A 21,304-nucleotide genomic window follows, 5' to 3' on the forward strand; every position below is an offset into this window, starting at 1 on the left:
TTCGTCCCTCACGACGGTTTCTTCATTCCCACTGCCATCATAAAGTATTGTCCTGCCCATACCGGTACCTTCTCGACGTACTTTGACATGAAGATCATCAGGAGCGCCTTGTAGTCCACGTCGAAGTCCAGGGTGCCGCCGACGTGCACGTCGCCCTTCGCGTGGGTCACGTCGAAGATCGTGTGGTCGGAGGAGTAGTGTCCCAGATAGCGCAAGCCTTCCATGCGGGGCGTCAGGCTGAAGGGGAACGTGTCCTGTCCGCCGACGGCGATGATCGCGCGCTGGATCATCCCCCGGTCCTCCATCTCCGCCGGCGGCTCCCCGAAGGCGTTGAGCCCCCGCTCGCCGGACGGCACGGAGTGCTTCAGCTTCTTCTCGATGACCTCGCACCGCAGCGTGAACACGTCGTGCAGCATCCCCGGTATGGAGCTTCCATAAGACGTCTCATGCCCAAGGAGGAAGGCCTCGCCGATGCGGAGGTGGTTGATGCCGGACGGTATCCGATCGTCGAACACCAGCGGCAGGCTGCCGGAGTTGCCGCCCGACACGTACTCGAACTCGTAGCCGCAGCGGTTCTGCGCCTCCTTCGCCAGGTCCGCCAGCTCCTTCAGCTTCGCTGGCGTCGGGATGACGCCGCCGTAGCAGTTGAAGTTCACGCCCAGCCCGGCGAGCTTCACGCCGCGCATCGTCAGGATCTGCTCCACCATCGGCATGACGTCCTCCGGCAGCGCCCCCTCGCGCAGGTCGCCCAGCTCCACCATCAGGATGACCTCGTGCGTCCGCCCCAGCGTCAGCGCGGCGTCCGACAGCGCCTCGATGACGGCGAGCTCCGAGTTCAGGCTGACGTCGCAGAGGCAGACGACGTCGTCCGCCTCGGAGATCATGGGCACGCGCAGGAGCATCGCGCTCCGCGCCCAGCGCTTCAGCACCTCGATGTTCTCGAGGCGCGCGTCCGCGAAGTTGCGGATTCCAGCGTCCGCGAGGGCGTCCACCATCGGCTCCCACGCGCAGAAGCACTTGGTGACGTAGTGAAACTTCAGCTTGTGCGCGCTCAGGAGCCCGGACAACACCCTCGCGTTCTCAAGCAGCTTGTCCAGATCGACCCGTATCTGTGGGTACCTCATGCGTTACCTCCCTCCTCGTTTTCCTCGTTCGGGCTGCTTCCGGCTCACTTTTCTGCGTCCTTTTGCCTGCATTGTTTGACGAGGAAGCTGGCGACGTCGATGCCCTTCGAGCCGCGTCCGAAGCCGGCGTCCAGCCCCGCGGCCACGGCCATCTCGTCCGTGACCTGCGTGCCGCCGCCCGCAAGGATCAGGCGGTCGCGCACCCCCCGCTCCACGCAGATCTGGTTCAGGCGCCGCATGTTCTGGATGTGGATGTCGTCGTGCGAGATGATGGTGGACTGCAGGATCGCGTCCGACCTCGTCTCGATGGCCGCGTCCACAAGCTTCTCCACGGGACACGACGTGCCAAGGTAGTGGTACTTCACGCCGAAACCCTCGATCCCCCCGTGCTTGATGTCCAGAATCTCCTTCAGTCCCACCGAGTGCTCGTCCTCGCCCACCGTCGCCGCCACCACCGTGATGGGGCGCTCGTGGATGTACTCCCGAATCTCCTTCGCGCTCAACACCTCAGGCAGCTTCGGGATGACCAGCTCGTCGGTGTCGATGTCGAACCCCACGACGCCCTTCAGCTCGATCAGCGCCCCCTCGCACGGGTGCATCGCCTGCTTGTGGATCGCCACGCAGTCGGTGAGGCCCATCTTCTCCCCGATCTTCAGCGCCGCAAACTCCGCCGTGCGCACGTCCGTCGGCAGCAGGAGCGTCACCACCACCACCCCGTCCGCCATCCACTCCACCTCGGGGCGGATGAGGTTCGGGTGCTCGTAGTACTTCCGCTTCTCCGCAATCCGCGCGTTCACGTTGTCAAACTCGTCCAGCTCGTCCACCCAGACGATCTTCGACGGGTCCTCGAACGTGTCCCCCCCGATGGCGTCCGAGGGGCGCTCGAACTGCGGAGGGACGTGGTTGTTCCCGTAGTGCACGGAGACCGGCGCGAAGTAGTCCGGCTCCCGAAGGAAGATCATGTCGTTGCCGATGCCTCCCGCCTTCTCGCGGGCGATGCCGTCCCCCTTGCGCTCGGGGTACTTCCCGCTGTCCACGAAGAACCCGCGCTCCACCGCCTCGAAGTAGCCGCCCACCTCCAGAATCTCCTCCAGGAAGAGCACCGCCCGCTCCTTCAGCTCCCGAACCGTGCGCCCAAGCTCGCCCTCGCGGTCCAGCTTCACCTGGTCGCGGATCCCGTCCAGGCCGTCCAGCGCCTGCCGCGCGGTGTTGACCCCCTGGATGTTGTAGTAGTGCCACGGCACGTTGCGCCCCTCGTCCGGCGTGATGGTCGACTGGATGTCCGCGCTCGTCAGACGAGAGATGACGATGTTCAGCGTGTGCGTCACCGTCGCCTCGCGCGTCTCCGACTCCATGAACTTCGTGTTCTGCTGCGCGCGCATCTTGTAGTCTCGGAACAGGTCCCGGAGCGCCACCGCGTAGGGGAGGTCCAGCCTCATGCATGGCGCCGGCGGCGCGGTGGGGGGCACGGTGGAGAGCGCGATGTTCTCCGGACGGATGCCGACCTTCCGCGAGAAGATCGAGTTGATGGCGTGCTGCACCATGAGCTCCGGCATCACCTTCCACGCCTCCATCGCCGTCGCGTTGGCGTTGTGGGCCCCGTCGATCTGAAGCATCCCGCCGTAGGCCAGGACCTTCTTGCTCTCGCACGCGTCGATGAAGCTCCGAAGGCCGTTGATGTTCCGGTAGAGGATGTTGTACTGGGGGTCCTGGTGCACGCCCGACACCCCCTCCTCCACGAACATCACGGCGATGTCCGGACCCGCGACGCCCGACACGTAGGAGTGGAAGTTCAGAGGACGCCCCACCTCCTCCTCGATCAGGTCCAGCGCGCGGCGCGTCGCACGACACTGCTTCCGGGTCACCGGGATGCCGCCGATCCCCTGCGTCGTCCCCTCGATGAGCGAGTCGATGTGCGACTGGCCCGCCGTCCGGATGACCATCAGGTGGTCCGCTCCGTTCCAGGCCGCCATCCTCATGCGGCGGATGTCGTCCTCGAAGCGCCCCGAGGCGATCTCCGTCGTGATGACGCAGTCCGGCTGCGGGTCGATGGACCCGAACCCACGGCTCCCAGGCAGGGGCACGGACTGCTTCAGCGGCTCCGACGTCTCGCGGTAGACGAAGTCCCCAACCTGGCGCTCGACGCCGCGGCCCTCGCGCCAGTGCCACGGGTGACGCCGCGGACGGTAGTCCGCAAGCCCGTTCAGTATCTGGCGGACGTCGATCTTCCTGTCCTTGTCCAGGTGCTCCGGGGGGTTGCCCGCCTCCGGGAACGGAACCTTTCTGTCCTCTCCCACGTCACTCCCCCCCTTCGTACAGGCCCGGAACCAGCTCCCAGTGCTCTCCGGACGCCAGCGCCACGCCCGCCTGACGTACGGAAACCCCAAGCTTCTCCGACAGGCGCCACACCGTGTTGCCCGCGCCGTGCCCCAGCAGGCTGCGCTCCACCAGGCCGTCCACGATGGGCTTCGCCTCGATGCTGGAGAAACCCATGCGCAGCAGCACGCTGCGCTCCACCGCTGGCGTCGTGTAGACCTTCCCCGCGTCCAGCATGGGCTGGACCACCCGGCCCGCCAACTCCCAGAAGTAGTCGAACAGCTCCTCGTCGCTCTTGTCCGCCAGGTGCGCGCGACGCTGTTCAAAGTCGTCCGCTCTTGCCATGCTCTCCCCTCTCTCCCACTCGCACCTCTCACGGCGCCCTCGTGAACCCGCGGGGGGAACGGACAGCGCTCCCCCCGCGGAACGGCCGGCGCGCCCCTCAGCAGGTGACGCCCAGCGCCTCGAGCTCCTTCCGGACGAACGCCGTGTCCGCGTTCAGCTCCGCCTTGAAGTACTCCAGGTCCTCGGCGCTCGCGGTCTTCCGGTCCTGTGCCAGGCGCTTCAGCGCGCTGCGGCGCATGGCCTCCAGGCTGTGCTCCCGAACCTTGAAGCGCGACGGGTGGTCGGGCAGCACGATGTTCTTCCCAGGGACCTCCGTCTCCGGGTCCCCGATCAGGACCTCCACACCGTTCCGGCGCGCGAAGCTGAGCTGCGCCATCGGGTGCTTGCCCGCGCCCGTGTACTCCGTCTCCTGCACCACGATGACCTGGTCCGACGGCAGCGTCATGGAGAGGGCGAACGCCGCGGCCAGGGAGGTGTTGCCCGCAGGACCCCGCTCCATCCCCTCCAAGGCGGCCAGGGCCTCCGTCATGTAGAACACCTCGCCCTCCTTCACCAGAAGGTAGCGGTCCATGTAGCGCAGCGGACGCGCGGCGTTGCGCGGTACGTCCGTCCGGTCCGGCTGCACCGTGAAGGGCACGCCGAACCCCGTGTGGCCCGTCGTGAAGGACTTGCGGTTGAAGTCGTGGTCCGAGGCCATGTGCAGCCCCGACAGGTCCACGCTCGCCGCGTAGACCTGGGACTTCGCCCCAGCCTTCCGGAGCCCGCGGGCCGTGCCGGTGATGTTGCCGCCGCCCGCGTTCGTGGCCACGACGACGTCCGGGTCCCGACCCAGCTGGCTGCGGCACTGCTGGGCGATCTCCCAGCCCAGCGTCTCGATGCCCGCGATGGCCGACGGCGTGTAGAGCGAGGCGTTGTAGAACCCCGTGTCCTCCAGCAGCATCAGCGTCTCGTAGAAGAGCTCCGGCCCCACCGTGAGCTGCACCACCTCGGCACCCATCGCCTCGCAGGCCCGCTGCTTCTCCAGGATCTCCGGCTGCCCCACGCGGCGGCTGTCGTAGCACTCCTGGACGACGATGCACTTCAGGCCGAGGCGCGCCGCCATGCAGGCCACCGCCGCTCCATAGTTGCCCGACGTGGCCGCGACCACGCCCTTGTACCCCATCCGGTGCGCCTCGTAGACGGACAGGGCCGCGCGCCGGGCCTTGAAGCTCCCGGAGAGGTTCTGCGCCTCGTCCTTCACCAGGATCTGCGCACCCTTCCCGCCCCCGGCCGTCCTCCGGGCCAGCTCCGTCACGTTGTCGAGGCTCAGGAGCTTCGTGTCGCCAACGCTCATCCCGCTCTGAATCTTGACGATCTCCTCGAGGCTGTGGGGGACCGCCTCCCGCATCATCCGCTCGTAGTCGAAGCGCCCTCCCGGCTCCTCGAACTTCGAGTAGTCGATCCCGACCGCCGCCTTGACGATCTCGCTCTTGCGCGCCATTACGGCCTCATAGCTCCTGCCGCCCATCTCAGCAGGCCCCCTTTCCGCTAAGGATATCCACAACCTGCCGATGCACCTGCGCCAGCTCCGGGACGTAGCTTCCGAAGTCGTGCCGATAGCCCGGGTCGCAGTTGGTGAGCGTGCCCTCCACCTCGCGCCCGATCGCCGTCCGGACCCGCACGGACTCGCCGGTGTGGGCGCTCTCCGCCAGGAGCTCCCCCTTGACCCACATCTCGAGCGGCAGCGCGGCGGTGTCCTCCGGGACGCCCGCGGCCCGCTCCCCTGCAGGGAGCAGCTCAATGTGCAGCACGACGCAGTCCCCCTTGTGGTAGACCCGGCGCTCCTCCCGCAGCTCGTGGACGAACCGGTTCATGTCGCCCAGGATCGCGTGCGGGATCGGGAGCTCCAGAAGGTCGGTCAGCCCCGCGGGCGCGTTCAGCACCTGTGGGATCATGTTCACGACCATCGCGATCGTGCCGATGCCGCCCGGCATCTCCGGCTTGCCGGAAAACTTCAGCGTGTAGCCGCCCGCGTCGATGGTGATGTAGTCCCCCGTCTCGATGCCCTCGGCCTCCGGACGAACCTGCTGCGGGTGGTCCAGGTGGATGAACGCCCGGCCGTCGGCCGTCCTCCCCCAGCCCTGCTGACGGATGCCCGCCAGGTTCCCCGGCTCGACCTTGGCGTAGGGCGTCTCGCGGTGTACCTTCGAGATGATGGGGTCCTTCGTCTGCTCGATCTTGGTGATCTCGACGCCCAGGCCCGCGGCGATGGCCGAGATGGACTCCGGAAAGCCCACGTGCCCCGCCAGGTCGTTGGCCGCAAGGCGCCTCTTGAACTCTTCCGGCGTGATCCCCACGCCCTGCTCGTGCATCACCGCCCCGCCGAAGGGCGAGAGGTCGTTGATGCGCGCCGCCTCGATGGACTTCACGTCCTCGCAGGTCCCCGTGATGGCCAGGATCAGCAGGTCCAGCACAAAACCAGGGTTGATCCCCGTCCCAAAGACCGTCACCCCGTGCTGGCGCGCCAGACGGTCGATCTCGAGCGACAGCTCCGGCTCCTGAGCCCACGGCCAGGCCATCTCCTCCGCCGTCGTGATGACGTTCAGGCCGTGCTCCACGCAGAGCTTGACCTTCTCGAACGCGCTCCTGGTGAAGGAGTCCGTCCCCAACAGCACCACGTCGCACGCGCCGTTTCGGATGAGCTCCGTGCCGCCGAACAAAAGCTCCGGACGGCTCCCCCGCTCCTCCCCCAGGTACTGGTAGACGTCCGTTCCGTGGAGGTGCTTGCGCCCCACCACAACCCCCACAATCTCAACGCCCGTCTTCTTCAGAAGCATTCGCGCGATCCCGCTCCCCATCGCGCCAAATCCCCATATCATCACACGGATATCCCTCATGAAAACGCCTCCTCACTACAAATTTAACTCAAATTGATTATAAAACCACAAACAAAAATACACGCAGCCACACAAAAACCCTATCCGCACAGGGCGCCGGGCTGAGCGAGGCCCGGCTTCACGCGCAGCGGGAAATACGATCCTCTGAACTTCAGTCCCTATCCCGCAGGATGGGGGAAAACGCGCCCTCAGCAGCGCCCCGTTTCCGCCAGCTGAGCCTTCTCCTCCTCCGTCATGTAGCGGACGTTAAACTTCAAGAAGGCGAACACGGCCACGACGAGGGGCATGAACAGGTTGAAGAAGCAGTACTTGAAATAAAGGGCCGTCGGCACGCCCAGGGCATTGCTCATAAAGGCGCCGCAGGTGTTCCACGGGATCAGGGCGCCCGAGACGGTGCCCATGCCCTCCAGAGTGCTGGAGAGCTGGGACGGGTGCAGTCCTCGTTCCCGGTAGGATTGAGCGTACATGCGGCCCGGTATCACGATGGAGATGTACTGCTCCGGCATGGTGATGTTGCTGAACAGGCAGGTCACCTCCGTGGAGACGATGAGGCCCGCATAGCTCTTCAGCCGGAACAGGACGGCGTTCACTATCGTCTCCAGCTGGCCCGTCTCCTCCATGATCCCACCGAACATCATGGCGATGATCGTCAGGGAGATCGAGAAGAGCATCCCCTCCAGCCCGCCCTTGGTGAAGAGCGTGTCGATGACCTCAACGCCGGTCTCGCTGACGTACCCGTAATGCGCGCACTTCAGGATATCTCCAAGGGAAGCCCCCTGATAGATGGGGGCCAGGAACGCGGCGGTCAGAAGCCCGATGACGATACCCGGTATGGCAGGCATCTTCATCGCCACCAGGACGATGACCAGCGCCGGCGGGATCAGGAGGACGGGACTGACCTTGAACTGGGACAGGATTCCGTCCTGAATGAGCTTGATGCTCTCCAGGCTGGTCTCGGTGCCCCCATAGCCCATGCCCATATAGGCGAACAGCCCCAGAGCGGCGAGGTAGGCCACCACCGTGGTGGGGATCATCGCCTTCACGTGAGTGAAGACATCCGTCCCCGCCATCGCGGGGGCCAGGTTCGTGGTGTCGGAGAGCGGGGACATCTTGTCGCCGAAGTACGCCCCGGAGATCACTGCGCCCGCCGCCAGGGGAAGCGGGATCTCGAGCCCGACGGCGATCCCCATGAGCGCGACCCCCATGGTCCCCGCGGTCCCCCACGAGGTCCCCGTCGCCAGGGACGTGATGGAGCAGATCAGGACCGCCGCCGGCAGGAAGAGTTGAGGGGACAGCAGCTTCAGCCCGTAAAGGATCATCGAGGGGACGACGCCCGACACGATCCATACGCCGATGAGCATACCGATGATGGCCAGGATGATGATCGACTGCATGGCCTGAGATATCCCCTTGATCATCGCGTTTTCGAGGGACTCCCACTTGTAGCCCAACCACAGTCCCATAACCGCGGCCGCGATGACGCCGACGAACATGGGGATATGCGGGTCCAGTTTGAACTTGATAATGCTCACCGACATCACGACGATGAGAAAGCCGAAGGTAAACAGCGCCTCGATAAGGTTGGCCTTCCGCGGAGTCCGGCTTCCGGGCTCCTTCTTCCCTCCTCCGGGCTCCCCCAAAAATTCTTCCTCAACGGTCTGAAGGTTATCGAAATTCCCGGCGGCATCAATATTCTTGTCCATAGTCTTCCCTCTTTCCATCTCCAAGCTCAATCGCCCTTACGGGTCCCCTGCCTCAACCGCAGCGCACTTAATCTCTCGGATGCGATACACCTCCTCCCATAAGCCCCCCAGCGTACTGCCCGACATCGCTCGAACTCGAAACGCAAAAAAAGGCTGTCCGTAAAATGGGCACAGACCCATTTTACGGACAGCCTCAGATCCTCGTAAGGCTATCCCTCTCCCCGCGAATGACCGGTCTCCTGACTCGCCTTCATCCTCGAATCGCCCTTCCCGGAAAACGGAACCCAGTGGTTGCGCGACCTCGTCCGGCACACAGTGGCGGGTCCCGCGCCGGATTTTCACCGGGCTTCCCGTCCATCAAACGCAGGTATCGACAATCAAGTGCGAACCCCCTAAGGAGCTCACGAGTGAAACGGTGAAAAAGAACGCACTTCGTGACTTGGCCCCCAGTTTAACTCAACCGGGTGGAGTTTGTCAAATTTTTTAGGCGAACAGACCAAAGAATTTCAGAAACGAAGGACGCTTTTGTATCGATGTTGAACAATCGCCGTTTCTTTTCTTACCCATGGATTGAGGCACTCAAAAAGGGCCGGAACCCTCAGGCCCCGGCCCCTGCATCAACCCGCAGGGCTCCGCCCTACGCGGCTTCGACGGACTTCACCTCGTAGCCCGCGTCCGTGACGGCCTTCGTCAGGACCGCGTCCGCCACGTCCCCGGAAAGGGTCACGAGCGCCGTCCGGTCCTCAAGGCTGACCTCCACGCCGGACACGCCGGACACCTGCGACAGCGCAGTCCTGACGTGCTTCACGCAGTTCTGGCACATCATGCCCTCCACATGCAGCAGCTTCTTCACCTTCATCACCCCCTTACCCTCGTCTCCCTCCGCGGCGCCCGACGCTTCCACGATCGGGTCCGCCGAGGCGTAACTCGGCCTGAAGCGGCGCAGGCGCAGCGCGTTGGACACCACGAACACGGAGCTGAAGCTCATGGCCAGCGCCCCCAGCATGGGGCTGAGCTTCACCTCCCACAGGGGGTAGAGCACGCCCGCCGCGACGGGGATGCAGAGGGCGTTGTAGAACAGCGCCCAGAACAGGTTCTGCTTTATGTTGCGGATGACGGCGTGGCCGAGCTGGATGGCCCCCGCCACGTCCATCAGGCTGCTGCGCATCAGCACCAGGTCCGCGGACTCGATGGCCACGTCCGTGCCCGCCCCGATGGCGATGCCCACGTCGGCCCTGGCCAGGGCCGGAGCGTCGTTGATGCCGTCCCCCACCATGGCCACCTTCCGCCCCGCCTCCTGCAGGCGGCGCACCTCCCCCTCCTTATCCTGGGGCAGCACCTCCGCCGTGACCTCGTCCAGCCCCACCTGACGCTGAATGGCGCAGGCCGTGCGCCGGTTGTCCCCCGTCAGCATCGCGACCCGGAGCCCCATGCGGCGCAGCTCGCCTACGGCCTGACGGCTGGTGGGCTTCACGACGTCCGCCGCCGCGATCACCCCCGCCAGCCGCCCCTCCGTCACGAAGAACATCGGGGTGCTTCCCTCGTCCGCCAGCTTCTGCTCCAGCTCCTTCGCGCGCTCGTCGTAAAGGCCCGCCGCCTCCAGGACCCTGCGGTTCCCCGCGCGCCACTCGCGCCCTCCCACGACACCGCGGACCCCCGCTCCGGCCTCCTGGGCAAAGTCCTCCACGGACAGGAGCTCCAAGCCCTCCGCCTCCGCCCGCGCGGTGACGGCAGCGGCCAGGGGATGCTCCGATCGGCTCTCAAGGGACGCGGCAGCCCTCAGGAACTCCCGCTGATCCATCGCGGGACACAGGACGTCCGTCACGACCGGCGTCCCCTGAGTGATGGTGCCCGTCTTGTCCAGCACCACCGTGTCGATGTCGTGGAGCCGCTCGAGGGCCTCGGCCGACTTGATGAGGATGCCGCTGGCCGCGCCCCGCCCCGTGCCCACCATGACGGCCGTGGGCGTCGCCAGCCCCAGCGCGCAGGGACAGGAGATCACCAGCACGGAGATGGCCATGGAGAGGGCGAACTCCACGCCGCGTCCCGCCAGGAGCCATATCGCGCCCGTCGCAAGGGCGATGGCGATCACGATGGGCACGAAGACGCCGCTGACCCGATCCGCCATCTTGGCGATGGGGGCTTTGGAGCTCGTGGCCTCGTCCACCAGGCGGACGATCTGCGCCAGGGTCGTCTCCTCGCCGACACCCGTGACCCGCATCTTCAGCCAGCCGCCGCGCACCGTCGTCGCGCCGACCAGGCGGTCTCCGGGGACCTTGTCCACAGGGATGCTCTCGCCCGTGATCGCGGACTCGTCCACCGCGGCGGCGCCCTCCGTCAGCACGCCGTCCGCGGGGATGGCCTGTCCGGACTTGACGACGGCGATCTCCCCCCTCTCCAGCTCCTCGATCGGGATCTCCACCTCCGCCCCGTCCCGCTCCACCACCGCCGTCCGGGGAGCCAGGTCCATCAGGCGCGTGATGGCGTCCGACGTTCGGCGTTTGGCCCGCGCTTCGAAGAACTTGCCGAGCGTGATGAGGGTCAGGATCATCCCGGCCGACTCGATGTAGAGGTCCATGGAGAAGCGGGAGACCGTCGCCGCGTCCCCGCGTCCCGCGGCCCAGGCCATGCGATAGATGGCGTACACGCCGTACACCAGGGCCGCGCTGCTGCCGAGGGCGATCAGGGAGTCCATGTTCGGGGAGCCGTGGGCCAGCGCGCCGAAGCCCACTCGAAAGAACTTGAAGTTGATGAAGGCCACCGGCAAAGCCAACAGAAGGAGCGTCAGGGCAAAGACCAGCGCGTTCTCCACGCCCAGGAAACAGGACGGCATGGGCCAGCCCATCATGCGCCCCATGGACAGGTAGGACAGCGGGAGGGCGAAGACGAGCGAGGCCACGAGGCGCGTCCTGAGCCCCAGGTACTCCTGGAGGGCGACGTCCTGCGCTGGCCCGCGCGCCTCTCTCCTCTCCCCCGCGCCGCCGCGGAGGCTGGCCCCGTACCCCGCCTTCACCACCGCGGCCACGACGTCGGCGGAGGAAAGCACCCCCTCGTCGTAGCGGACGGTCATGCCGTTCTTCAACAGGTTGACGGCAACCTCTTCGACGCCCGGCAGCGCCGCCACGCTCTTCTCCACGCGGGCAGAGCAGGCCGCACAGCTCATGCCCGTAACGTCGTACGATTCCCTCTTCATCGGGATCCCTCCTCGAGAACCTATTGCAACTCACCGTCCGGACGCCCGGAGATGAGGCTCAGGACGTCCATAACACCCCCTCCCCGTGGGGGTCTATTGAACGATAGCACGGCCCGTCCCCTTTGTCAAACGGGCTTCAGCGGCCTATGATCTTCGCGAGGAGGTCCGATATCTCGTCCAGCTTCGCGTCGACGTCGCCGTGCTCGACGGCATCCCGCACGCAGTGGTGCATGTGCTGCCGCAGCACCAGGACGTTCGCGCGCCTCAGGAGCGCGGACGAGGCCAGGAGCTGGTTGGATATGTCCACGCAGTAGCGCCCCTCCTCGATCATCCTTATGATGCCCTCCACCTGTCCCCTCACCGTCTTCAGCGCCTTGAGCGCCGCCCGCTTCTCCTCGTTCAACGCCGCCGCACCCGGCGTGCGCTCCGGCATGATCGTCATCTAAAAGCCCCCACTTTCCTCGCTCAGGACCTCCGCATTGGCATGACACCCCCACCCCGTGTCATTATACTACGCTCGGATATCGATGCTCGCCTTAACGTGTCTCCACGCCACCGTCATGATAATATATTGATCGACCTGTCTGGCGTCGCGGACAGCCGGTCCGTGCCGCACACGACGAATCCATCCAAAATTATAAGGAGTGAGCGACGGTGAGCGAAGCGTGGGATGCGCAAAAGGACCGGGGCCGCGTCAGCCTGTGGGGGCTCTGGGCGTGGGGACTTTCGTTCGGCTACGCGCTGAGCGACGCCCTCCTGAGGATCGTCCTGTGGGGCAATGCAAGCCCCACCTCATGGAGGAAGGAAACCTGGCCGGTGCTCGTCCTGGCTGCAGCGGCTGCAATCGCCCTCCTCCTGCACCTCAGGCGGGACCGCCGGGCGGCCCTGGCGCTGAGCGCCGGAGCGGGCCTCTACGGACTCCTGGATCGGGGGCTTTACCTCCACTCGACCTTCCTCGCCAACGCGAACCCCGAAGCTCTGCGGAAGGCGTTTCAGCTGTTGTCCTCGCCGTATTGGTGGATTCATCAGATCCTGTGGCTTCCCCTCCTTGCCGGCGGGTACCTGGCGCTGCGCCGAAGCCGACGCGCCTGGCCCCTCCTCTGCGCCAGCGCGGCGGGGGCCCTGTACCTCCTCTCCGACACCCCCGCCCTGTGGCACATGGGGCACAGGGAGCTGCAGTCCCCCACGATCCTGGCGTTTCAGGTCTGCGATATCATGGGCTACGCCTCCATCATCGCCGCGTTCCTGTTCGCGTGGCTGGACGTGCGTTCACCGCGGCCGGTGCGGTTTGGTGTCGAGAAAATCGAGCCGGATACGAACGACGAACGTTCGGAGGCCTTGAAACTCAGAAAGAGGCTCAGCCGGCTGCTCCTGGCGGGCATGATCCTTTTCTGCCTCAACGAGTTCTTCGGCGCGGGCGGCCTTTTGAGCGCGATCCTGTCGATGACGCTCTACGACAGCCTCGGCCGGACGGGCGTTCGACTTCTGCCCTGCATCCTACCCTGTGCTGCCTTCCTCTACAGTCTGCGCCCTTTGGCTTCGCCAAAAATCCTTATGGCCTACGCCTGCTGGGAGGCCTTCGTGTACGCAGTATTGTCAGCCGGGGCAACGCTTCGCGCGTTTACGGGCAGGTCCATGATGGTGGCCATCGGATTGGGGGAAATCTATTTTCTGGTCACCATGGGAGAAGTGCTCCTGACGGTGCTGTTCCTCGCCGTCCTTCACACGGCCCGCCGCCTGGACGGGTTGTCTTGCCCCGCCGGGGCGAAGGAGTCCTCCCTCGCGTGGTGCGCCTACGCCGTGTCCTTTCTCTATCCGCTGGCAGACTGCGTCTACTGGGTCATGAGGTGGATCGAGTTCAGCCACTATCAAGACAGCCCGGCCCTTTGGGCAACCCTATCGGTCCTCAAGGTCCTGCTGGCCGCGCTCTTCCTGTCCCTTTTCCCCAGGAGGGATCGCCACGCGGCCCTGGCCGCCAGCGCCGCAGCGGGCGCCTCCTTCCTGCTCAACATTGCCTACAATCTCCACTGGGTAACCTCCAGAGGGGAACTCCAGTCGCTGTTGCTCTCCGGGACGTGGTGGGCCGGATGGGCCTTCCCCGCCGCCCTCATCGTCGGCGGGTACCTGGCGCTGCGCCGGGTACGCTGGGCGCCCTTCGTGTTGACCGCCAGCGCCGTGAGCGCCCTGTGGCTGCTGTGGGGCTACGTATCCTCCCTCAGTCCAGACTTCAGGGAGATCGACGTTCGCACCACGCTGACGATCTTTGAATACCTGGCCCCGCTTTTTGCCTGCATTCCGGCATGGCTCGACCGCCGGTAAGGGGTCCGAGTTCCCAAAAGAAAAAGCCCCCGAAGGGGCTAAACGCTTCGGGGGCCGGGGAGGTCCTCTTTGGGACAGGTGATCTCGAACAGGGCGTCCATCATGCGGTGCAGCAGCCCGGCCCTGCGTTCGTCGGAAAGGGTGTAGTGAATCTCCTTTCCGACGCGGCTGCCCACGATGAGGCCGCTGCGCTTCAGAAGCTGAAGGTGGTGCGATACCGCGGCGTCGCTCATGCCCACCGCCGCCGCGATGTCGGAGACGCACTCCCGGCAGTGGCACAGGATCCACAGTATCTTGAGCCGCGTGGGGTCCCCCAGCTGCTGAAAGCTCATGGCCGCCTCCTCGAAGCGCTGCGCCGCCGGCATACGCTCCAGCACGACCTGAACGTCCTGCCCGTGATCGTGCGGCAAATTGTAGTGCGTCATCCCGCCTCACACCACCCGATAAAACCAATCCCGGTTAAAACGCATCCGCAGCAGGAAGGGTCGCCGCTGCCGCTTCAGCCGAGGCTCAATAAGCTTTGGCGAAGATCGTCCTGCGCCCTTCCTTCCCCGTGACGATGCACCGGCCCGTGCTCGCGTCCACCAGAGGGATGCAGCGCGGCGTCACGCCGCCCGTCTCCTCCCGGATGCGGCGCTCGTCCTCAGGCGTCCCTCCAAAGTACGCCTCGACAAACCCGCCCCTTTCCGCCAGGATCGCCTTGAGCTCGTCGTAGCTGGAGGCCTGGGCCGTGTGCGCCTCGCGGAAGGACAGGGCCCTCCTGTAGAGGTTCGACTGGACGTCCTCAAGCAGCTTCTGCACCGCAGGGACCAGCGCGTCGCGGCTGAGGTCCGCCTTCTCCCCGGTGTCGCGCCTCACGACCCGCACCGTCCCGGACTGCACGTCCTTCTCCCCCAGCTCGAGGCGCAGGGGCACCCCCCGCTGCAGGTGAGTGAAGAAGCGGTCGCCGGGCCGCATGTGAAACTGCGTGTCCACAGCCGTATAGAGCCCTCCCAGCGCCTCGTCGAGCTGCCCCGAAAGCTCGCGCGCCATGGGCAGCAGAACGCCCTCCGCCTGGCGCTCGTCCTTCGAGATCGGCAGCAGCACCACCTTCACGGGCGCGATGTGCGGCGGAAGCACCAGGCCGTCGTCGTCGGAGTGGGTCATGATGATGGCCCCGATGAGGCGGGTGGATATCCCCCAGCTGGTCGTCCAACAGGTCGCCAGCTCTCCGTCCCTGTCCTGAAAGCGGATTTCAAAGGCCCTGGCGAAGTTCTGCCCCAGGAAGTGGCTGGTCCCCGCCTGGAGCGCCTTCGCGTCGCTCATCATCGCCTCGCAGGTGTAGGTGGCCACGGCGCCGGGGAAGCGCTCCCCCGCCGTCTTCTCGCCCGTGATCACGGGCAGCGCCAACTCCTCCTCCATGACTTTGCGGTACACCTCCAGCATCCGCAGCGTCTCCTCGCGGGCCTCCTGCTCCGTGGCGTGAGCCGTGTGCCCCTCCTGCCACAGAAACTCGGACGTGCGGAGGAAAAGGCGCGGCCGCTTCTCCCAGCGCATGACGTTGCACCACTGGTTGATGAGCACCGGCAGGTCCCTCCAGGACTGAATCCAGCGGCTGTACATGTGGCCGATGACCGTCTCGGAGGTGGGGCGCACCGCGAAGGGCTCCTCCAGCTCCTCCCCGCCCGCATGGGTGACCATGGCGCACTCCGGCGCAAAGCCCTCCACGTGCTCCGCTTCCTTCTGGAGGAAGGAGTTGGGGATCAGGAGCGGGAAGTAGGCGTTCACGTGCCCCGTCCGCTTGAAGGCGTCGTCGAAATAGCGCTGAACGTTCTCCCAGATGGAGTACCCCGTCGGGCGGATCACCATGCAGCCGCGCACCGGCGCATAGTCCGCCAGCTCGGCCGCCTTGATCACGTCAAGGTACCACTGAGAGTAATCGACGCTTCGTGCTGTGATGTTGCGTGCCATTGTATGACCTCCACAGGGCGGCGGGCCGCCGGGGCCCTGCCCTCACACAGGATGGAGGGCCCCGGCGGGGCCCTGTGATCTTTCGGTTAAGGAAGCGCTGCGGCTACGGCAGCGGGTAGTGGTCCCAGATGGGGACCCCCATGAAGAAGCCCACCTTGAACTCCTCCGAGCCGTACAGGGCCGCCAGCTTGACGTCTATGATGTTGTTGGGGAAGTTCACGGCGACGCCGACCTCCCAGGGGGAGGCGATCTTTCCGTACTCCTTGTCCATCGCGTAGCCGTAGCTGCCGAAGAGCTCCACCGCCACGATGCCCAAAACGCTCCGGCTCAACACCCGGCGGAAGGCCAGGTTCGCCCAGGCCATGCGCTCCGCCTCAACGGGCCGGGCCGCCGCGGTGTAGAGCTCCTCCGCCGCGCCCAGGTAGGCCGCGTGGCTGCAGCGGTCCAGGTCGCCCTCCGCATAGCCCAGGCGGAAGTACGTGCGCAGGTGCCCTGTAACCTCCAGGGGCTTGAAGTAGGTGAATCGGTAGAGGACCTCGTCAAAGTCCGGCCACCATGCGTTGACGCGCCAGGCGTAGCCCTTCGTCGGGTCACCGGGAATGTCCAGCGTGTCGTAGGCCGCGAAGAACGTCGGGCCGATCGAGTTGCGGTCGTCCTCGTCGGAGACGGAATCCCCCCCCACGTGCTCGTAGGCCAGCCCAAGCCCCACGTTCACGTCGCCCCACTGGTAGACGCGGTTCACTCCGAAGGCGAAACGGTCCCAATCCCGCGTGCCCGCGCTGCTGCGGACCTCCCAGTTCTGGGCGGACAGGTTGAAGCGCCAGGCGTTCATGCCCTCCGGCGCCGTCTGATAGGACAGGTCGATCCCCCACTGGTCCCCGATCCGAAGCACCCCGGACATCGTGTCGTACTCCGACAGGAGCCCCCGGCCAGCCCCCTTGACGTAGAGCCAGCGGTTGTTGTGCAGGTTCGTGGTGTACCCCGACAGCCCCACCTCGATCTCCGGCGTCTGCCGCACCTCGAGGCGCACCAGCACGTCGCCCGACTCCGTGCGCCCCATCTGGTAGTCCACGTTGGCGATGCCGGGGGACCCCACCAGCCGCTCGATGGCGCTCTCGATGCGCTTCTGGTCGATGGTCTTCCCCACCCAGACGAGACAGCGCTTTCGCAGGTTCCGCGCCATCTTCTCCGGCAGGCCCACGACCTCCACGTCGCCGACGACGTCGCTCGTGACCTCCACGTTCGCGCTCGTGAACAGCGCGGGGCCGCGGGCCGACAGTCTCTGGATCGCGTCAAGCTTCTCCAGCGCCACGCGCCGTCCCTCCTCGATGATGGCGTCCGCCTCGCTCGAATCCAAAAAGCTGAAGCTGTTCACGCGGGGGGAGAGCAGCAGGTCCGCCGCGCGGCTCTCCTCGCTCGTCGTGCGCCGCATCAGGATGGCCAGCGACTGGTCGATGACGTCGATGAAGGAGTTGATCGGGCGTTCCTTTGAGGGGTAGTCCGAGACGTCCACCGCGACGATGGGGATGCCGGGGAAGACCTCCCTCGCCGTGTAGACGGGAAGGTTCGAGACCACGCCGCCGTCCACCAGGAGGCGGCCGTCGATCTCCCACGGCTCGAAGAGCCCCGGAATGGACATGGAGGCCCGCATGGCCGAGGCCAGCCCTCCCCTTCTCAGGACGACCTTCTCCCCGGTGTGGATGTCCGACGCCACGGCCGCGTAGGGGATGGGGAGGTGATAAAAGTCCTTCGCCGAGACGTGGCGCATCAGCTGCGCAAAGTAGCGGTACAGTTTGTCTCCCGTCAGGATGCCCCGCGGGCCCCGCTGATCTCCCTGCTTCTGGTAGGAGAGCGCGGTGATCGTGCTGCCCTTGGCCCTCCTGTCGTCGCCCGTAAAGACGAACATGGGGCCCGTGTTCTCCGAGAGCAGGGAGGGCAGGTCCAGCTCCGCGACGATGCGCCTCATCGCCTCCGCGTCGTAGCCGCTGGCCTTCAGCGCGCCCATCAGGGACCCCATGCTGGTCCCCACGATGCCCACGATGGGGACGTTGTTCTGCTCCAGCACCTCGATGACGCCGATGTGGGCAAAGCCCCGGGTCCCGCCCCCGGAGAGGACCAGCACGACTCCCGCCTCCGCGGACCGGAAGGACACGAGGCCGAGGAGCAGCGCCCACAAGATTTTCCTGGCTATCCGCACCACCTTCACCTCCCGCAACGAAAAAGGCGGCGAACTCACCCGATGAGCCGCCACCCCAATCCATAAGAGCTGCGGGCAAGGGGTCGCCGTTTCGGCCCTCGCCCATTCCCCGCTATTGCGGACCGCCCTGCCGCCGACTCGCCGGAGGCAGGGCCCTCACCGTCATTTTCCCTGTTCAAAGGACAACACCAGGTAGAGCACGCCGCTCGGCTGCATGGCGAAGGGAAGCGTGAAGCTCTTCATGCCCGGCCCCTCGTTGGGGACGTTCTGGATCTTGTCCCCCACGATCAGCTGCGGCGGCGTCACGTCCACCCCCGCAAGGGCCGCCTGGATCAAGGCGCGCCCGCTGACCATGTTGGACAGCTCGCCCACGACGCTCATGGACATGGAGTCCTCCAGGTTCGGTGCGATCATCCCCCCCGACATCGCCGAGATGACGGAGTCGAAGCCGTCCTTGTCCAGCATGATGACGGCCGTTCCGCGGGCGTCTTCCCCCACGATCCCGATCAGGGCGGCCGCACAGATGTTGGCGACCTTTATCCCCTGGGAGACCTGTGCTTTGTTCAAGGTGACCGAAAGCCCCACCTCTCGTCCCACAGACATGACGGACGAACCGAAGCTGTTGACGAGAGCAGCAAGTTTATCCATATTGGCCATAGCGTTGAATGACTCCCTTCAAAACTGCCCCCTGCGCGCAAAGGGCTGTCCCGCGTGTTCTTTAAATCCCCAGTTTATGCTGAGGACGGAATTGTCGTCGCATCCACCCCGCGAATGGCGATCGCCCACGCTGCCAGGTCGTCCAGCGGCCGCGGAGGCACCCTCATCGAGTGCGGCAGAAGAAGCTGCCAGGGACGGGGACGGTGCAGCCGCCAGTAGAGCTCCCTCGCCTCCAGGGTGGTCCCCCGCTCGTCCACGCAGACGACCCGACAGGGCAGGGAAGCCGCTTTGAGCGCCTTCATCAGGACATGACAACAAGTGCCATCCCCCAGGACGACGGCCCTCGGCGCCCGGCGCGTCCCCTCCTCCAGGCACTCCCGCAGCCACGGCGAAAAGGTGCCCGCCGAACAGCTTTCGCGTCCGACCTTCTCCAGAAACGCCCCCAGCTCCTTCGCCGGGAAGACCCCGGAGAACAGGAGTTCCTTCGTCAGGGCCACCGCCGCGAACCCGATCTTGTCGCGCCCCGGGTCCAGCCCGAGGATCAGCGCATCGTGGATTCCCATCGGTCCAAAAGCCACAGCCATTGATCGGGATAGGTGCGGACCCACTCCTCCAAAACATTATGACACATCCGCAGGGACTTTTCCATATTGAATCCAAACGAATTTCCATCTTCGTCCAGTTCATCGCTCAGGACGTCCTGAAAGACGACGCGGTGGTGAATCCCGTCCGGGGCGCGCACGCAGAGGACGGGGACGACGGGGGCGCCGAACCGGCGGAAGAGCTTCACGATCCCCTCGTGGGCGCTGGCCGGCATCCCCAAAAACGGCACCACCACCCCGTCGGCGCGGGCGTCGAGGTCCTGAAGGATGCAGACGATGCCGTTCTGGCCGAGGGCGCGAAAGACCCCCCGCAGGCCCCCGCCCTCGCTGGGGATCATCGTCATGCCGGCGGCGCGGGTCCGCCGCCGCTGGATCAGGTCGTTCAGGCCGCCGCGGTTGCGCTGGGGCGTGTAGATGGGGACCAGCGGGTAGCCGGCCTGGACCACGCGGGCCCCCCCCATCTCCCAATTCCCCATGTGGGCGACCATGAGGAGCGCTCCATGGCCTCGCGCCAGGGCGCGGTCCAGATTTTCAATGCCCTCGATCGCCACGAGCTCCTGAAGCCTGGGCTTGAGGCGGTCCAGTCGCACGAACTCCGCAGCGGACCGGCCGAGGTTGGCGAAGGAGCGACGGACGATCCCACGCGCAAGCGTCACGCCAACCCCCAGGGCCTGGACGCAGCGCCGCTCGCAACGATCGACCTTCTTCCAGCTCAGGAGCCACAAGAGGCGCCCCAGGAGGCCGCCGAAGGCCACGGCCGCGCGGTGTGGCAGGGCCTCGATCAAGGCGACGAGAAAGCCCACCGCGCGCTCTTCCAACAGGCCGCTTCCCCCTACGCCTGACGCTGGCAGAGCTCCAGCAGGACGCCACCCGTCGCCGCCGGATGGATGAAGGCGATCAGCGCGCCGCCCGCCCCCCTGCGGGGCTTCTCGTCGATCAGGCGCACGCCCTTCGCCTTCAGCTCGGCCAGCGCAGCCTCCAGGTCGTCCACGCGCAGCGCCATGTGGTGCATCCCCTCGCCCTTCTTGGCGATGAACTTCGCCACGGGGCTGTCCTCCGCCGTCGGCTCCAGAAGCTCCACCTCGGAGTCCTTCAGGGGCAGGAAAGCCGTCTTCACCTTCTGCTCCGCAACCTCCTCAACGCCATGGCACGCGACCCCAAGCGTCCCCTCCCAGAACTCAAGCGCCGCGTCGATGCTCTTCACGGCGACGCCAATGTGATCGATGATCGTCGGTTTCATCACGAGTCCCCCCTCTAAAAAATAACGGAACGAGTCCAAAGACCTCGCTCTATTTTAAGGCCAACCCCTCATCCGGCGCAAGGGAAGAACCTGCGTCCCAATCCACCTGTCATCCTGAACATCCCCGCACGCCACCAGCTTACGATATCCGGCCCTCGTGCGCCACCCCCATGCCGGGTGGTTTTGCGGGTAGTTTTTGCCATGCCGACCCCACGGCACACCCGCCACCGAGGGGCATGGGACGAGGCCGCGGCGCACAAAGAACCCCGCAGGATGTTGTACAATAGAAGGGTAATACAGAAGGACAGGATGACTTGAGTTTTTTCGTCAACACAATCGGGCGGGCGGAGTTTCTCCCTGGCGCCCGCCAACGCAGGAGGTAACGGACATGGCTTTGATAACGTGCAGACTGTGCCGCAAGATATTCACCGCAGCGGCCGGAAGGGTGTGCCCTGAGTGCCAGAAGCGCCTCGACGACCTCTACCTCGACGTCCGCAACTACCTGAGGGACAACCCGAAGGTGGCCTTCAACGTCGAGACCCTGGCCGACGCGCTGGGAGCGGACATCCGCGACGTGCAGGGGCTGGTGGACCTGGGCTACCTGGAGCGCGACCTGCCGCGCGGCGGCGAGCTGCAGGAGAACGACAGCCGACAGAAGCTGGCGAAGGAGTTCGAGCAGTCCTTGACCCAGATGCGGGCGGCCGCGGCGGCTGCGGCCCAGCGCAAGCCCGTCTCCTACGGCCAGGAGCTGTACAGCGACAAGGGCAGGAAGAAGTAGAGCC

General features: G+C 65.8%; 17 protein-coding genes and 1 riboswitch. Of the genes, 2 read left to right on the top strand and 15 right to left on the bottom strand.

Going from position 1 to position 21,304, the window contains the following annotated elements; genetic code table 11:
* Positions 1 to 8 precede the first annotated feature (8 nt).
* The 8 genes from ACK28C_RS00585 to ACK28C_RS00620 all read right to left on the bottom strand — a co-directional run bounded on the left by ACK28C_RS00585 (position 9) and on the right by ACK28C_RS00620 (position 11,999).
* Positions 9 to 1,124 (bottom strand): alanine/ornithine racemase family PLP-dependent enzyme, encoded by a 1,116-nt coding sequence (locus tag ACK28C_RS00585; RefSeq protein WP_015555987.1) that lies wholly within the window; start codon positions 1,122 to 1,124, stop codon positions 9 to 11.
* Positions 1,125 to 1,168: 44 nt separating this feature from the next.
* Entirely contained in the window at positions 1,169 to 3,421 is a 2,253-nt protein-coding gene (gene oraE, locus ACK28C_RS00590) for a D-ornithine 4,5-aminomutase subunit OraE (RefSeq protein ID WP_409152312.1), read from the bottom strand.
* A 1-nt stretch (position 3,422) separates the two neighbouring features.
* Complete coding sequence (locus ACK28C_RS00595; protein ID WP_409152313.1) at positions 3,423 to 3,785, bottom strand: ornithine aminomutase subunit alpha; 363 nt, start codon at positions 3,783 to 3,785, stop codon at positions 3,423 to 3,425.
* A gap of 97 nt (positions 3,786 to 3,882) precedes the next feature.
* Positions 3,883 to 5,292: a 2-amino-4-oxopentanoate thiolase subunit OrtB gene (gene ortB, locus ACK28C_RS00600; RefSeq protein ID WP_409152314.1), complete on the bottom strand. Its 1,410-nt coding sequence runs from the start codon at positions 5,290 to 5,292 to the stop codon at positions 3,883 to 3,885.
* A gap of 1 nt (position 5,293) precedes the next feature.
* Positions 5,294 to 6,661: a 2,4-diaminopentanoate dehydrogenase gene (gene ord / locus ACK28C_RS00605; protein ID WP_409152315.1), complete on the bottom strand. Its 1,368-nt coding sequence runs from the start codon at positions 6,659 to 6,661 to the stop codon at positions 5,294 to 5,296.
* Positions 6,662 to 6,849: 188 nt separating this feature from the next.
* Positions 6,850 to 8,364 carry a Na+/H+ antiporter NhaC gene (nhaC, locus tag ACK28C_RS00610; RefSeq protein ID WP_015555985.1) on the bottom strand — a complete coding sequence of 505 codons (1,515 nt, stop codon included), beginning with the start codon at positions 8,362 to 8,364 and terminating at the stop codon, positions 6,850 to 6,852.
* Positions 8,365 to 8,575: 211 nt separating this feature from the next.
* Positions 8,576 to 8,754: riboswitch (cobalamin riboswitch) on the bottom strand.
* Positions 8,755 to 9,001: 247 nt separating this feature from the next.
* Positions 9,002 to 11,557, bottom strand: a complete 2,556-nt coding sequence (locus tag ACK28C_RS00615; protein WP_015555984.1) for a heavy metal translocating P-type ATPase — start codon at positions 11,555 to 11,557, stop codon at positions 9,002 to 9,004.
* A gap of 136 nt (positions 11,558 to 11,693) precedes the next feature.
* On the bottom strand, positions 11,694 to 11,999 hold the full coding sequence (locus ACK28C_RS00620; RefSeq protein WP_015555983.1) for a metal-sensing transcriptional repressor: 306 nt from the start codon (positions 11,997 to 11,999) through the stop codon (positions 11,694 to 11,696).
* A 212-nt stretch (positions 12,000 to 12,211) separates the two neighbouring features.
* Here ACK28C_RS00620 and ACK28C_RS00625 point away from each other — a divergent pair, with 212 nt between their 5' ends.
* Complete coding sequence (locus ACK28C_RS00625; protein ID WP_409152317.1) at positions 12,212 to 13,876, top strand: hypothetical protein; 1,665 nt, start codon at positions 12,212 to 12,214, stop codon at positions 13,874 to 13,876.
* Positions 13,877 to 13,914: 38 nt separating this feature from the next.
* On the opposite strand, the gene ACK28C_RS00630 is transcribed toward ACK28C_RS00625, so the two are convergent.
* From ACK28C_RS00630 to mce, 7 genes are all read right to left on the bottom strand, one after another.
* Positions 13,915 to 14,301, bottom strand: coding sequence for a helix-turn-helix transcriptional regulator (locus tag ACK28C_RS00630; protein ID WP_015555982.1), 387 nt, complete (start codon positions 14,299 to 14,301; stop codon positions 13,915 to 13,917).
* A gap of 85 nt (positions 14,302 to 14,386) precedes the next feature.
* Entirely contained in the window at positions 14,387 to 15,826 is a 1,440-nt protein-coding gene (proS, locus tag ACK28C_RS00635) for a proline--tRNA ligase (RefSeq protein ID WP_015555981.1), read from the bottom strand.
* A 103-nt stretch (positions 15,827 to 15,929) separates the two neighbouring features.
* On the bottom strand, positions 15,930 to 18,032 hold the full coding sequence (locus ACK28C_RS00640; RefSeq protein WP_409152626.1) for a patatin-like phospholipase family protein: 2,103 nt from the start codon (positions 18,030 to 18,032) through the stop codon (positions 15,930 to 15,932).
* 153 nt (positions 18,033 to 18,185) lie between these two features.
* The gene (locus tag ACK28C_RS00645) at positions 18,186 to 18,671 is read right to left on the bottom strand and encodes a chemotaxis protein CheX (RefSeq protein ID WP_409152318.1); all 486 of its coding nucleotides are present in this window, start codon (positions 18,669 to 18,671) and stop codon (positions 18,186 to 18,188) included.
* An 83-nt stretch (positions 18,672 to 18,754) separates the two neighbouring features.
* Complete coding sequence (locus tag ACK28C_RS00650; RefSeq protein ID WP_409152319.1) at positions 18,755 to 19,264, bottom strand: endonuclease; 510 nt, start codon at positions 19,262 to 19,264, stop codon at positions 18,755 to 18,757.
* Positions 19,222 to 20,100: a lysophospholipid acyltransferase family protein gene (locus ACK28C_RS00655; RefSeq protein WP_409152320.1), complete on the bottom strand. Its 879-nt coding sequence runs from the start codon at positions 20,098 to 20,100 to the stop codon at positions 19,222 to 19,224. Before ACK28C_RS00655 ends, ACK28C_RS00650 begins: the two co-directional genes overlap by 43 nt.
* Positions 20,101 to 20,114: 14 nt before the next feature.
* Positions 20,115 to 20,522, bottom strand: a complete 408-nt coding sequence (gene mce, locus ACK28C_RS00660) for a methylmalonyl-CoA epimerase (protein WP_208872567.1) — start codon at positions 20,520 to 20,522, stop codon at positions 20,115 to 20,117.
* A gap of 388 nt (positions 20,523 to 20,910) precedes the next feature.
* Here mce and ACK28C_RS00665 point away from each other — a divergent pair, with 388 nt between their 5' ends.
* Entirely contained in the window at positions 20,911 to 21,300 is a 390-nt protein-coding gene (locus ACK28C_RS00665) for a hypothetical protein (protein ID WP_015555980.1), read from the top strand.
* Positions 21,301 to 21,304 lie beyond the last annotated feature (4 nt).

It is taken from the genome of Fretibacterium fastidiosum, from assembly GCF_964642095.1.
Classification (GTDB): Bacteria; Synergistota; Synergistia; order Synergistales; family Aminobacteriaceae; genus Fretibacterium; species Fretibacterium fastidiosum.